12 protein-coding genes are annotated in these 12,486 nt (G+C 70.9%); 6 read left to right on the top strand and 6 right to left on the bottom strand.

Going from position 1 to position 12,486, the window contains the following annotated elements:
• Nucleotides 1-38: 38 nt before the first annotated feature.
• On the bottom strand, nt 39-1,109 hold the full coding sequence (locus ACFWQG_RS14990; protein WP_378508411.1) for a cytochrome c oxidase subunit II: 1,071 nt from the start codon (nt 1,107-1,109) through the stop codon (nt 39-41).
• A gap of 215 nt (nt 1,110-1,324) precedes the next feature.
• Between ACFWQG_RS14990 and asnB the strand changes: the two genes are divergently transcribed.
• Nucleotides 1,325-3,250, top strand: a complete 1,926-nt coding sequence (asnB, locus tag ACFWQG_RS14985) for an asparagine synthase (glutamine-hydrolyzing) (protein WP_378508410.1) — start codon at nt 1,325-1,327, stop codon at nt 3,248-3,250.
• 70 nt (nt 3,251-3,320) lie between these two features.
• Here asnB and ACFWQG_RS14980 read toward each other — a convergent pair whose 3' ends face one another.
• Complete coding sequence (locus ACFWQG_RS14980) at nt 3,321-4,283, bottom strand: carbohydrate kinase family protein (protein WP_378508409.1); 963 nt, start codon at nt 4,281-4,283, stop codon at nt 3,321-3,323.
• A gap of 155 nt (nt 4,284-4,438) precedes the next feature.
• On the bottom strand, nt 4,439-4,804 hold the full coding sequence (locus ACFWQG_RS14975) for a HesB/IscA family protein (RefSeq protein WP_378508408.1): 366 nt from the start codon (nt 4,802-4,804) through the stop codon (nt 4,439-4,441).
• 155 nt (nt 4,805-4,959) lie between these two features.
• On the opposite strand from ACFWQG_RS14975, the gene ACFWQG_RS14970 reads away from it, so the two are divergent.
• The 4 genes from ACFWQG_RS14970 (at nt 4,960) to ACFWQG_RS14955 (ending at nt 8,089) form a co-directional block, all read left to right on the top strand.
• Nucleotides 4,960-5,625: a DUF3043 domain-containing protein gene (locus tag ACFWQG_RS14970; protein WP_378508407.1), complete on the top strand. Its 666-nt coding sequence runs from the start codon at nt 4,960-4,962 to the stop codon at nt 5,623-5,625.
• Nucleotides 5,626-5,702: 77 nt separating this feature from the next.
• A complete protein-coding gene (locus ACFWQG_RS14965; protein ID WP_378508436.1) occupies nt 5,703-6,164 on the top strand; it encodes a bifunctional adenosylcobinamide kinase/adenosylcobinamide-phosphate guanylyltransferase in 462 nt (153 codons plus the stop codon).
• 40 nt (nt 6,165-6,204) lie between these two features.
• Nucleotides 6,205-7,326, top strand: coding sequence for a nicotinate-nucleotide--dimethylbenzimidazole phosphoribosyltransferase (gene cobT, locus ACFWQG_RS14960; protein WP_378508406.1), 1,122 nt, complete (start codon nt 6,205-6,207; stop codon nt 7,324-7,326).
• A gap of 4 nt (nt 7,327-7,330) precedes the next feature.
• Entirely contained in the window at nt 7,331-8,089 is a 759-nt protein-coding gene (locus ACFWQG_RS14955; protein ID WP_378508405.1) for an adenosylcobinamide-GDP ribazoletransferase, read from the top strand.
• 7 nt (nt 8,090-8,096) lie between these two features.
• On the opposite strand, the gene ACFWQG_RS14950 is transcribed toward ACFWQG_RS14955, so the two are convergent.
• From ACFWQG_RS14950 to gcvT, 3 genes are all read right to left on the bottom strand, one after another.
• Entirely contained in the window at nt 8,097-8,300 is a 204-nt protein-coding gene (locus ACFWQG_RS14950) for a PLD nuclease N-terminal domain-containing protein (protein WP_378508404.1), read from the bottom strand.
• 69 nt (nt 8,301-8,369) lie between these two features.
• Nucleotides 8,370-9,473, bottom strand: a complete 1,104-nt coding sequence (locus ACFWQG_RS14945; protein ID WP_378508403.1) for a branched-chain amino acid aminotransferase — start codon at nt 9,471-9,473, stop codon at nt 8,370-8,372.
• Between the two features lie 93 nt (nt 9,474-9,566).
• Nucleotides 9,567-10,667 (bottom strand): glycine cleavage system aminomethyltransferase GcvT, encoded by a 1,101-nt coding sequence (gcvT, locus tag ACFWQG_RS14940; protein WP_378508402.1) that lies wholly within the window; start codon nt 10,665-10,667, stop codon nt 9,567-9,569.
• A 139-nt stretch (nt 10,668-10,806) separates the two neighbouring features.
• Between gcvT and ACFWQG_RS14935 the strand changes: the two genes are divergently transcribed.
• Nucleotides 10,807-12,321, top strand: a complete 1,515-nt coding sequence (locus tag ACFWQG_RS14935) for a leucyl aminopeptidase (RefSeq protein WP_378508401.1) — start codon at nt 10,807-10,809, stop codon at nt 12,319-12,321.
• The last annotated feature ends 165 nt before the right edge of the window (nt 12,322-12,486 follow it).

Raw genomic sequence — 12,486 nt, 5'->3', positions numbered from 1 at the left:
AGGCCGTCGGGCCTCGTGTTCTGGGGTGCCGAAGCCGGCTACTGGTTCTCGCCCTCGAGGACCTGCGTTGCCTGGCGGTAGGTCCGTTCCGTATTGAACGGGGTGGTCGACGTCGCGACCGGGGACTCGCCGATCGCCTCAAGCGCCGCGGCCGTGGTGAGCGCCTGGCCACCCTCGTCCACCGGCTTGCGCAGCTCGATGTACTTGGCGAACTTCTCCGGGCTCACGGCGCGGACCTCGAAGTTCATCATCGCGTGGTAGGTGCCGCACATTTCCGCGCACCGGCCGACGAACGCGCCTTCCTTCTGGATCTCACTGATCTGGAAGACGTTGTCGGAGTGGTTCTCCTTCGGGTTCGGCATGACGTCCCGCTTGAACAGGAACTCCGGAACCCAGAAGGCGTGGATGACGTCCGAGGACGCGAGAGCGAACTCGATGCGCTTGCCGGTCGGCAGCACCAGGATCGGGATCTCGCTGCTGGAGCCGATGGTCTCGATCTTGTTGTAGTTCAGGTAGGACAGGTCGTGCTCGGACTTGCCCGCCATCGCGCCGGGGACCTCGTAGCCGTGCACCACGTTCGGCTCGCCGGGCGCCTCGGCCGCGGCCTGCGCCTCCTCGTCGATGCCGTCGTACTTGGCGGTGCCGTCACCGAGGTCGATGCTGCGGTAGCCGAACTTCCAGTTCCACTGGTAGGCGGTCACGTCGACGACGACGTTGGGGTCGTCCTTCTTCTCGTGGACGTAGTTCTGCACGACGACCGTGAAGTAGAACAACACCGCGATGATCACGAACGGGACCGCCGTGTACAGCAGTTCCAGCGGCACGTTGTAGGCCGTCTGGCGGGGGAACTCCGGGGAGTCCTTCTTCTTCCGGTGGAAGATGACCGTCCAGAACGTCAGGCCCCACACGATGACACCCATGAACAGGGCGGCGATGACCGACCAGGTCCACAGTTCACGCATTCGCTCGGCCTGCGGAGTGATGCCCGACGGCCATCCGAAGCGAAGCACCGAATTGTCGATCGAACATCCCGACAGCAGCATGGCGGCCAGTCCCAATGAGACCGCTAGCCCCGCTCGCCGAAGGATCCGACTCTGCGCCACGTTCACGCCTTCCTGATCGCCGCAAAATTGATAGGGGCAGCCCAGCGGGACACCCGAATACTACGCAGCGTAGACCAAAGCCGCCGCCCATCCACCCTCGGGTCACACCCGGCGGTTCGGCGCGTCTGCGGCATACTCGGCACAATCAATCGGCAATCCGCTCCTCACCTGTTCACGCGGGTGTGGAGTTCCCCCCGAAGCGAATTGAGGTACTGGACGCTGTGTGTGGACTGCTCGGGCTATTGACCTCGGACGGAACCACCGACGCCGCCGTCGCACGGGTCGACTCCGCGATGCACTGCCTTCGCCACCGTGGACCCGACGAGCACGGAACCTGGCACGACGACGACCTCGTGTTCGGCTTCAACCGGCTGTCGATCATCGACATCGAACACTCGCACCAGCCGCTGCGGTGGGGCCCGTCCGACAATCCGGACCGGTACGCGCTCACCTTCAACGGCGAGATCTACAACTACCTGGAACTGCGGGAGGAACTCGCCAACGACCACGGCGCCGAGTTCCGCACCGAGGGCGACAGCGAGGCCATCGCCGCCGCGTTCCACCACTGGGGCGCCGACGCGGTGCGCAGGCTGCGCGGCATGTTCGCGTTCGCGATCTGGGACACCGAAACGCGGGAGCTGTTCATCGCCCGCGACCCGTTCGGCATCAAGCCGCTGTTCCTCGCCACCGGCACCGCGGGCACCGCGTTCGGCAGCGAGAAGAAGAGCCTGCTCGAACTCGTCGACGTGATCGGCATCGGCACCGACCTCGACCCGCGGGCCACCGAGCACTACACGGTGCTGCAGTACGTTCCGGAGCCGGAGACACTGCACACCCAGATCCGCCGACTCGAGTCCGGGTCCTACGCGTGGATCCGCCCCGGCGAGCAGCCGCGGATCACCCGGTACTTCACTCCGCAGTTCCCGGTGCGGCCGTTCACGCCGGGCAGCGAGCAGTCGCGGTACCGCGAGATCGCGGCGGCGCTCGAGGACTCCGTCGCCAAGCACATGCGGGCCGACGTCACGGTCGGCTCGTTCCTGTCCGGCGGCATCGACTCCACCGCGATCGCCGCGCTGGCGATGCGGCACAACCCGAAGCTGATCACCTTCACCACCGGATTCGAGCGGGAGGGCTACTCGGAGGTCGACGTCGCCGCGGAATCCGCGGCCGCGATCGGCGCCAGGCACGTGGTCAAGGTGGTCTCCCCCGCCGAGTTCGCCGCGGCGATCCCGGAGATCATCTGGTATCTCGACGACCCGGTCGCCGACCCGGCCCTGGTGCCGTTGTGGTTCGTCGCGAAGGAGGCCCGCAAGCACGTCAAGGTGGTGCTCTCCGGCGAGGGCGCCGACGAACTGTTCGGCGGGTACACCATCTACCGGGAGCCGCTGTCCCTCAAACCGTTCGAGTACCTGCCCGCGCCGCTGCGTCGGGCCGCCGGGAAGCTGTCGGAGCGGATCCCGGACGGCACCCGCGGCAAGAGCCTGCTCAACCGGGGTTCGATGACCCTCGAGGAGCGCTACTACGGCAACGCCCGCAGCTTCAACGACGCGCAGCTGCGGGCCGTGCTGCGGGACTTCCGCCCGGAGTGGACGCACCGGGACGTGACCGCGCCGATCTACGCGCAGTCCGCGGGCTGGGATCCGGTCGCACGGATGCAGCACCTGGACCTGTTCACCTGGCTGCGCGGGGACATCCTCGTCAAGGCCGACAAGATGACGATGGCGAACTCCCTCGAACTGCGGGTGCCGTTCCTCGACACCGAGGTCTTCGAGGTCGCCTCGCGGGTGCCGCTGGATCAGAAGATCACGAAATCGACCACGAAGTACGCGCTGCGGCAGGCGCTTGAGGGCATCGTCCCGCCGCACGTGCTGCACCGCGCGAAGCTGGGCTTCCCGGTCCCGCTGCGGCATTGGCTGGCGGGCACCGAACTGTTCGACTGGGCGCACCAGCAGATCGCGGACTCCCAGACCGATCACATCTTCGACAAGGCAGCGGTCGCGCGGATGCTGAACGAGCATCGCGACGGCGTCTCGGACCACAGCCGCCGCCTGTGGACGGTGCTGTGCTTCATGATCTGGCACGGCATCTTCGTCGAGAAGCGCATCGTGCCGCAGATCCAGGAACCGGTGTACCCGGTCCACATGTAGAGGCGCTTCGCGCCCGTGAGTCCTTCTGGCCCCCATTGGGACCAGAAGGACTCACGGGCGGCGGAGCCGCCTAGAGGACGGCGGCGATCTCGTCGGCGGCCTCGGCCCCGTAGGCCTCGGCGAGCCGCTTGACGGCGTCGTCCCGGTCCAGGGTCCACTCCTGGGTGCCGACGGTCTCGAGCACCAGCACCGCGACCAGCGATCCGAGCTGCGCCGCCCGCTCCAGGCTCAGCCCGGCGCTCCGGCCGGTCAGGAAGCCGGCGCGGAACGCGTCCCCGACACCGGTCGGGTCGACCTTCGCCTTCTCGGGCACCACGCCGACCCGGATGACGTTGCCCTCCCGGTCGACGATCTCGACACCCTTCGCGCCGAGCGTCGTGACCCGCAACCCGATCTGCTCGGCGATCTCCCGCTCGGTCAGCTCGGTCTTCTGCAGCAGCAGCGCCCACTCATACTCGTTCGTGAACAGGTACTTCGCGCCGCCGATCAGCTCCCGCGCCTCGGCGCCGGACAGCCGGGCCAGCTGCTGGGACGGGTCCGCGGCGAACGGCAACCCCAGCTCGCGGCACTGCTGCGTGTGCCGGGCCATCGCGGCCGGATCGTTCGCGCCGACGAGCACCAGGTCGACACCGGCGGGCAGGTCGGCGAGGGAAATGTCGCGGGCCTCGCTCATCGCGCCCGGGTAGAACGACGCGATCTGCGCCATGTCCTCGTCGGTGGTGCACACGAACCGGGCGGTGTGCGCGGTCTGCGACACGTGCACCGCCGAGCAGTCGACGCCGTGCTGCTCGAGCCACCCCCGGTACTCGGCGAAGTCGGCGCCGACCGCGCCGACGAGCAGCGGGGTTCCGCCGAGCACGCCCATCGCGAAGGCGATGTTGCCGCCGACGCCGCCGCGGCGAACCACCAGGTCGTCGACGAGGAAGCTCAACGAGATGTGCTGAAGCTGGTCGGCGATCAGCTGCTCGGCGAAGCGCCCGGGGAAACGCATCAGGTGATCGGTGGCGATGGAACCGGTGACCGCGATTGTCACGCGTGAGACCTTTCAGTTCGACTGCGCACGGGGCGGGACATCCCCATGTCAGATGTGCAAAGTCCTCACCGTACCCGGCCCGGTCCTGCCCCGGACACGCCTCCGGCGCGGCACCCGGTGACGGGTGCCGCGCCGGAGGTGGGCGGTGCGGACGATCAGTTGAACGAATCGCCGCAGGCGCAGGAGCCGGTGGCGTTCGGGTTATCGATCGTGAAGCCCTGCTTCTCGATGGTGTCGACAAAGTCGATGGTGGCGCCCTCGACGTACGGCGCGCTCATCCGGTCGACGGCGAGCCCGACCCCACCGAAGTCGACGACGAGGTCGCCGTCGAGGCTGCGGTCGTCGAAGAAGAGCTGGTAGCGCAGTCCGGCGCAGCCACCCGGCTGAACGGCGATGCGCAGGGCCAGGTCGTCGCGACCCTCCTGGTCGAGCAGAGCCTTGGCCTTGGCCGCTGCCGCGTCGGTCATCACGACCTTGTGCGCGGCGTCGTTCTGCACGGAGCTGTCGTTCTCCACTGTCATGGGCTCTCCCTGTTCGCTCGTACCAAAACCCGTGAACGCTACAACCGTACTCCGCGCGACACTATTCCCGCCGCGACCCTCGACTTTCGGACCGACTCGTGGGGCGGGACGGTCCGGGGTCGTGGCGGCGGGAGGCCAGCAAGTAGCCTGGTGGGGTGAAACTGCTGCGCCGAGGCAACCCCGACAATCCCGACAACGGGGATGACCGGGCCGACGAGTCGACCGCTCCCGAGCCGACCACCCCGACCTCCTCCGCCCTCACCGAGGGCAAGGGGCGTCCGACGCCGAGCCGCCGGGAGGCCGAGGGCCGACGCCGCGGGCCGGTCGCACCGGCACCGATGACGGCGAAGGAGGCCCGCGCGCGGCGCAAGCAGAACCGCGGCTCGAAGGAGGAACGCAAGGTCGCGTCCGCCGAGCGGCGCGCCGACGCCGCCGACCGCCGGGCCAGGATGCTCGCGGGCGAGGACAAGTACCTGCTGCCCCGCGACAAGGGCCCGGTCCGCGCCTACGTCCGCGACCTGGTGGACTCGCGCAGGCACCTGGTCGGCCTGTTCATGCCGCTCGCGGTGCTGCTGATCCTGGCGATGTTCCTCGATCCGTCGCTGCAGGCCTACGTCACGCTCGGCATGTTCGTGATGATGCTGTTCATGGTGGTCGAGGGCATCCTGCTGGGCAGGCAGGTCAACAACAAGGTCCGCGACCGCTTCCCGGACTCGATCGACGGTGGCTTCAAGCTGGGCTGGTACGCGTTCGTCCGGGCATCGCAGATCCGGAAGATGCGGGCGCCGCAGCCGCGGGTCTCCCCCGGCGACGCGGTGTGACGACCGCGGCCCCTGGTCGGCGGGTGCTCGTCCTCGGCGGGGCCCGCTCCGGCAAGTCCGGGCACGCGGAATCGTTGATGCCCGCGGGTGAGACCCGCTACGTCGCCACCGCCCGGATCGACCCGGAGGACGCGGACTGGACCGCGCGAATCGACCGGCATCGGGTCCGACGGCCCGCGCACTGGACGACCGTCGAGAGCGGGCGCGGCCCGGGACTCGCGTCGATCCTGCGTGCGGGCGGCCCCCCGACGCTCGTCGACGACCTCGGCACCTGGCTCACCGCCGAACTCGACGACGCCGACGCGTGGGACGCTCCCCGCGGCACGATCACGCCCCGCTGCGAGGACCTGGTGACGGCCGTCGCGGGCTACCCGGGCACACTCGTACTCGTCAGCCCCGAGGTGGGGCTCGGCGTGATCCCCGAGACCAGGTCCGGGCGCCTGTTCCGGGACGAGATCGGCGCCCTCAACGGCGCCATCGCGGGGGTGTGCGACGAGGTCGTCCTCGCGGTCGCGGGGCTGACCGTTCAGCTGAAGTGACGACCGTCCCGATGCCGCGACCCGACGCGAAAGGTGTGCTGTGACAACCGAATCGACCTCGACACCCGAGGACGCGGAGACCGCAGGGGTGTCGTTCGACCCGGTCGTCGCGCCGTCGGCGTCGGCGCGGACCGCCGCGGACGACCGGCAGGCGCAGCTGACCAAGCCCGCCGGATCCCTCGGCCGTCTCGAGGACCTCGCGGGCTGGGTCGCCGCCTGCCAGGACCGGTGCCCGCCGACACCGTTCGCGCGACCGCGGGTGGTCGTGTTCGCCGGCGACCACGGCGTCGCCCGGCACGGGGTGTCCGCGTATCCGGCGGAGGTGACCGCGCAGATGGTGGCGAACTTCCTCGCCGGTGGCGCCGCGGTCAACGTGCTCGCCGCGGCGAACGGTGCCGGGGTGCGCGTCGTCGACATCGCCGTCGACGCCGACACCGACCCGGCCGTGTCCCGGCACAAGGTGCGGCGGTCCAGCGGCGCCATCGACCGGGAGGACGCGCTGACCGCGGAGGAGACGGCCCGCGCGATCGCGGCCGGGCGGGCGATCGCCGACGAGGAGGTCGACGCGGGCGCCGACCTGCTGATCGCCGGTGAGATGGGCATCGGCAACACGACCCCGGCGACGGTGCTGATCGCGACGCTGACGGACACCGAACCGGTCGCCGCGGTGGGCCGCGGCACCGGCATCGACGACGCGGGCTGGATCCGGAAGACGGCCGCGATCCGGGACGCGATGCGGCGGGTGCGACGCCACGCCGCGGACCCGGTGGCGTTGCTGCGGGTCGGCGGGGGCGCCGACCTGGCGGCGATGGCCGGGTTCCTGGCGCAGGCAGCGGTGCGGCGGACCCCGGTGATCGTCGACGGCCTCGTCGTGACCGCGGCGGCGATGGTTGCGGAGGAGCTGGCACCCGGGGCAAGGGAATGGTGGGTGGCCGGGCACCGGTCGACCGAACCGTCCCACGTGGTTGCGCTGCAGCGGCTGCACCTCGACCCGATCCTGGACCTGCGCATGCGGCTCGGCGAGGGGTCCGGCGCGGTGGTGGCACTGCCGGTGCTGCAGGGCGCGGTCGCCACCCTCGCGAGCATGGCGACCTTCGCGGACGCCGGGGTCAGCAACCGCGAGGCAGGCGACAGCCTCGCCGACGCCGCCGTCACGGACTGACGACGTGGGCGGGTTGCGGTTGGCACTGTCCTGGCTGACGGTGCTCCCCCTCCCGCACCGGGACGGCGGGCCGCCGATCGACCGCGCCGCCGGCCGTCGCGCGATCGCGGCGGCCCCGGTCGTCGGGGTGCTGTTGGGGCTGCTCGCGGCGGCGGTGACCGCGGGACTGCTCGCCGCGTCCCTCGGCGCCGCCCTCGCCGGACTCGCCGCGGTCGCGGTGCTGGCGTTGGCGACCCGCGGCATGCACGTCGACGGGCTCGCGGACACCGTCGACGGCCTCGGCTGCTACGGCCCGCCCGAGCGGGCCCTCGAGGTGATGCGCAGCGGCGGCGTCGGCCCGTTCGGGGCGGCGGCGCTCGTGATCGTCCTCGGCGGGCAGGCGCTCGCGTTCGGTTCCCTCGCCGCGTCCGGGCAGTGGGCGGCGGTGCTGCTCGCGGTCGCGGCGGGGCGGGTCGCCGCGGTGCTCACCTGCAGGCCGACGCTCCCCGCCGCCACCGCGACCGGATTCGGCGCGCTGGTCGCGGGCACCCAGCCCGCGTGGGTGCGCGTCGCGTGGACGGCGCTGATCATCGGCGCGTCCACGCTCGCCGTCCCGGACCGGTGGTGGCAGGGCCCGCTGGTGGCGGCGGTGGTGCTCGCCGCGGTGATCGCGCTGACCGGCCACTGCGCCCGCCGTTTCGGCGGCATCACCGGGGACGTTCTCGGCGCCGCGATCGAGGTGACCGTCGCCGCGACCGCGGCCGGCTTCCTGCTCGGCGGCTGAGCGCCGGCTACCTCCCCGGATTGCCGCCGTCGATGCCGTAGCTGTACCGCGCCCCGACCAGGAACCACAGCAGCGGCCCGATCACCGGCAGCACGAACGCCACCGACATCCAGGCGAGCTTGCCGGACAACCCGACCGATTGGGATCGCACGATCGACACCGCGGCGATCACGAAGCAGGCCGCCACCACGACCGCGCCGACAGTTGTCATGCCAGCAGACTGTCACACCGCCGGTCCTGCCGGACGGGTGCGGCACCCGCCCGAGCAGGGCCGAAGCCGTCAGGCCAGGGTGGTCATCCAGCCGTGGGTGTCGGCGAAGGTGCCGCGCTGAATCCCGGTCAACGTGTCGCGGAGCGCCATCGTGACCTCACCCGGCTCGCCGCCGCTGATGCTGAACTCGCCCTCGGCGGACTTCACGGATCCGACCGGGGTGATGACCGCGGCGGTGCCGCACGCGAACACCTCGGTGATCTCCCCGGACGCCGCCTTCTCCCGCCACTCGTCGGTGCTGATCCGGCGTTCCTCGACCGCGTACCCCGCGTCGGCGGCGAGGGTGAGCAGTGAGTTGCGGGTGATGCCCGGCAGCAGCGACCCGGACAGCTCCGGGGTGACGAGGCGGGCGTCGGCGCCGGACCCGAAGACGAAGAATAGGTTCATGCCGCCCATCTCCTCGACGTACCGGCGTTCGGTCGCGTCGAGCCAGACGACCTGGTCGCAGCCCTCGTCCGCGGCCTGCGCCTGCGCGACCAGGGAAGCCGCGTAGTTGCCGGCGAACTTCGCGGCGCCGGTGCCGCCGGGGGCGGCGCGCACGTACTCGGTGGACAGCCAGACGCTGACCGGCTTGACGCCCTGCGCGAAGTACGCGCCCGCCGGGGACGCGATCAGCAGGTACTTGTAGCTGTTCGCGGGCCGCACCCCGAGGCCGACCTCGGTGGAGATCAGGAACGGACGCAGGTAGAGCGCGTCCTCACCGCCCGCGGCGGGCACCCAGCCGCCGTCGACGGCGAGCAGCTCGGTGATCGAGCGGTGGAACAGCTCGTCGGGCAGCCCCGGCATCGCCATCCGGCGCGCGGACGCGCGGAGCCGTTCCGCGTTGGACAGGACCCGGAACGACGAAATCGAGCCGTCCTGCTGCCGGTACGCCTTGAGGCCCTCGAAGATCGCCTGCCCGTAGTGCAGCACCATCGTCGCCGGATCCATCTGCAGCGGCGCGTAGGGCTGCACGGTCGCGTCGTGCCAGCCGCGGTCCTCGGTCCAGTCGATGGTGACCATGTGATCGGTGAAGTACTTGCCGAACCCGGGGGCCTCCAGTACTCGCGCGCGCTCCTGCTCCGTGGCGGGTGCGGGGTGCGGAATACGCGTGAAGTCGAGGACACCAGTCATGCGCCGAATCCTATCGAACGCGGCGTGCACGACCATGCGCGACCGCGAGTTCTCGTGCCGCGCCGGCGCGCGACTGCCTGCGCGGCACCGGGGTCACCGGGTGTGCAACGGCACGAACGGCGGCGCGACGACCTCGCAGCGCAGGGCCCGGCCCCGCACGTCGACGGTGACCTCGTCGCCTGCCGCCACCCCCGCGGACGCATCAAGCAGCGCCAACGCGATGCCGACCTTCAGCGTCGGAGAGAAGGTGCCCGACGTGGTCTCGCCGAGCGCCACGCCCTCCCGCAGCACCGACTGTCCCTGCCGCAGCACGCCTCGGTCGAGCGCCCGGATCCCCCACATGGTGCGGGCGGGGCCCGCCGCCTTCTGCGCGGTCAGCGCCTCACGACCCCAGAACGCCGGCTTGCGCCACCCGATCGCCCACCCGCACCGCGCCTCGAGCGGCGAGATGTCGGTGGACAGTTCGTGCCCGTGCAGCGGGTAGCCCGCCTCGGTGCGCAGGGTGTCCCTGGCACCGAGTCCGGCGACCTCGCCCCCCGCCGCCTTCACCGCGGCCAGCAGCGCTCGGAACACCGGCTCGGCACCCTCCCAGGAGGGCAGCAGTTCGTAGCCGTGCTCGCCGGTGTACCCGGTGCGGCACACCCGCACCGGCTGCCCCTCGAATGCCGCGTCGACGAACGCCATGTAGTCCATGTCCGACGGCAATCCCAGTGCGGCAAGGATTTCCGGCGATTTCGGTCCCTGCACCGCCAGCACGCCGTAGTCGCGGTGCAGGTCCGTCACCGTGATCCCGTCCGGGGCCTGCGCGGCCAGCGCGGCGACCACAGCCGCGGTATTCGCCGCGTTCGGCACCAGGAACACCTCGTCCGCGGAGACGTAGTAGGCGATCAGGTCGTCGGTGACGCCCCCGGCCTCGGTGGCACACAGGGTGTACTGGGCCTGCCCCGGACCGATCTTGTCGAGATCGTTTGTCAGGCAAGCATTCACGAATGCGGCAGCACCGGGGCCGACGACCGACGCCTTGCCGAGGTGGCTGACGTCGAACACCCCGACCGTCTCCCGGACGGCAGTGTGCTCGGCGACCACCCCGGCATACGACACCGGCATCTCCCAGCCTCCGAACGGGGCGAAGGTGGCGCCGAGTTCGGTGTGCACGGCGTGGAGGGGTCCCTGCTGCAGTTCCGCATCGCTCATGGGCACCACGCTAGTCGACGGGGATGGCCCCGACCCGATCGAAACGGCGGCGGTGCACCCGGACGATGCAGGTCCGCGCGCCCCGCTGGCGCGAACTACAGTTGCGGACAACGCAATCACCCACACCCCAGGAGCAGATGTGAGCCCTGCCAAGTCCGATGCGCCGCTCGGCCCGGAACTCGTCCTCGCCGGATCGATCGCCAAGCGGGTCGACGTCCTCGTCATCGGCCTGACCACCGGGCCGGACGGTCCCGAGGTTTCCGTCGGCGACGTCCTCGACGACGCCACCGCCGAGGCCGTCCTCGCCGGGCTCGTCGCGGTCGGGGCGACCGGCCGGGCCGAGGAGGTCACCCGGATTCCCGCACCGGCCGACCTGCCCGTCGCGAGTGTGGTTGCGGTCGGGCTCGGGTCCGCCGACGACGCCGACGCGGAACAGATCCGCCGCTCGGCGGGTGCGGCCGCCCGCGCGCTCGCCGGCACCGCCATCGCCGCGACCACGCTGTCCGGGCTCGACCTCGGCGCCGCTGCGGAGGGCTTCTACCTCGGCGCCTACACGTTCACCGAGTTCAAGGCGAAGTCCGCGCCCGGCGCGGGCAGCGCCCCCCTCGGCCGGGTCGAGTTGCTGGTGCCGTCACCGCGCACCGCAGCGGCAAAGAACGAACTTGCCCGCTCGGCCGCGATCGCGGAAGCCGTCGCCGTCGCCCGCGAGTTCGTGAACACCCCGCCCAGCCACCTGTACCCGGCAGAGTTCGCGGCCCGGGCCAAGGCGCTCGGCGCCGCCGCCGGACTGAAGGTGGAGGTGCTCGACGAGAAGGCCCTCGAGAAGGGCGGTTACGGGGGCATTCTCGGCGTCGGCAAGGGATCGTCCCGGCTGCCGCGCCTGGTCCGGCTCACCCACAAGCCGACCGGCCGCGGGCTCAAGAAGGTCGCACTGGTGGGCAAGGGCATCACCTTCGACACCGGCGGCATCTCCATCAAGCCCGCCGCGGGCATGGAGAACATGACCTCCGACATGGGCGGCGCCGCAGCCGTCATCGCGACGGTCGTCCTCGCAGCCAAGCTCGGGCTGAAGGTCGGCGTCGACGCGTACGCGCCGATGGCCGAGAACATGCCGTCCGCGACCGCCCAGCGCCCCGGGGACGTCCTCACCCAGTACGGCGGCACCACCGTCGAGGTGATCAACACCGACGCCGAGGGTCGCCTCGTGCTCGCCGACGCCATCGTCAAGGCGTGCGAGCAGAACCCCGACTACCTGATCGACACCGCGACGCTCACCGGAGCGCAGATGGTCGCGCTCGGCAACCGCACCCCCGGCGTGATGGGCACCGACGAGTTTCGCGATCGGGTCGCCCGGATCTCGCAGGAGATCGGCGAGAACGCGTGGCCGATGCCGCTGCCCGCCGAGCTGCGCGCGGACCTGAACTCGAAGGTCGCGGACCTGGCGAACGTGACCCCGCACCGGTGGGGCGGCATGCTCGCGGCGGCGATCTTCCTGAAGGAGTTCGTCGCCGAAGACGTGCAGTGGGCGCACATCGACGTCGCGGGTCCGTCGTACAACACCGGCGGCCCGTTCGGCTACACCCCGAAGGGCGGCACCGGCGTCCCGGTCCGCACGATGATCAGCGTCCTTGAGGACATCGCCGCCAACGGCTAGCTGCGCTCCGCGCCCGTGCAGATGGGGCGGCTCCGCTGCGCTCCGCACCCGTGCGTGGGTTTTCCCCCCATCGGGGGGGGAAGAAAACACAGCGTCATCCAGACTCCCAGGGGCGGGTGCTCAAAAGGTTCTTTCTCGCCCCTTTGTTCCTCCCCCCCTTCATGC

The sequence above is a fragment of the Rhodococcus sp. NPDC058532 genome, from assembly GCF_042719255.1.
Classification (GTDB): Bacteria; Actinomycetota; Actinomycetes; order Mycobacteriales; family Mycobacteriaceae; genus Rhodococcus_G.
Note: the sequence above shows the minus strand (reverse complement) of the source record. Positions and strands in the feature narration are given on the sequence as shown.

What these genes read in the sequence shown, in the direction of transcription:
- ACFWQG_RS14975 (WP_378508408.1), bottom strand. Translation starts at nt 4,804, where the DNA reads ATGACAGTGGAGAACGACAGCTCCGTGCAGAACGACGCCGCGCACAAG.
- ACFWQG_RS14965 (WP_378508436.1), top strand. Translation starts at nt 5,703, where the DNA reads ATGCCCGCGGGTGAGACCCGCTACGTCGCCACCGCCCGGATCGACCCG.
- ACFWQG_RS14950 (WP_378508404.1), bottom strand. Translation starts at nt 8,300, where the DNA reads ATGACAACTGTCGGCGCGGTCGTGGTGGCGGCCTGCTTCGTGATCGCC.
- ACFWQG_RS14945 (WP_378508403.1), bottom strand. Translation starts at nt 9,473, where the DNA reads ATGACTGGTGTCCTCGACTTCACGCGTATTCCGCACCCCGCACCCGCC.
- gcvT (WP_378508402.1), bottom strand. Translation starts at nt 10,667, where the DNA reads ATGAGCGATGCGGAACTGCAGCAGGGACCCCTCCACGCCGTGCACACC.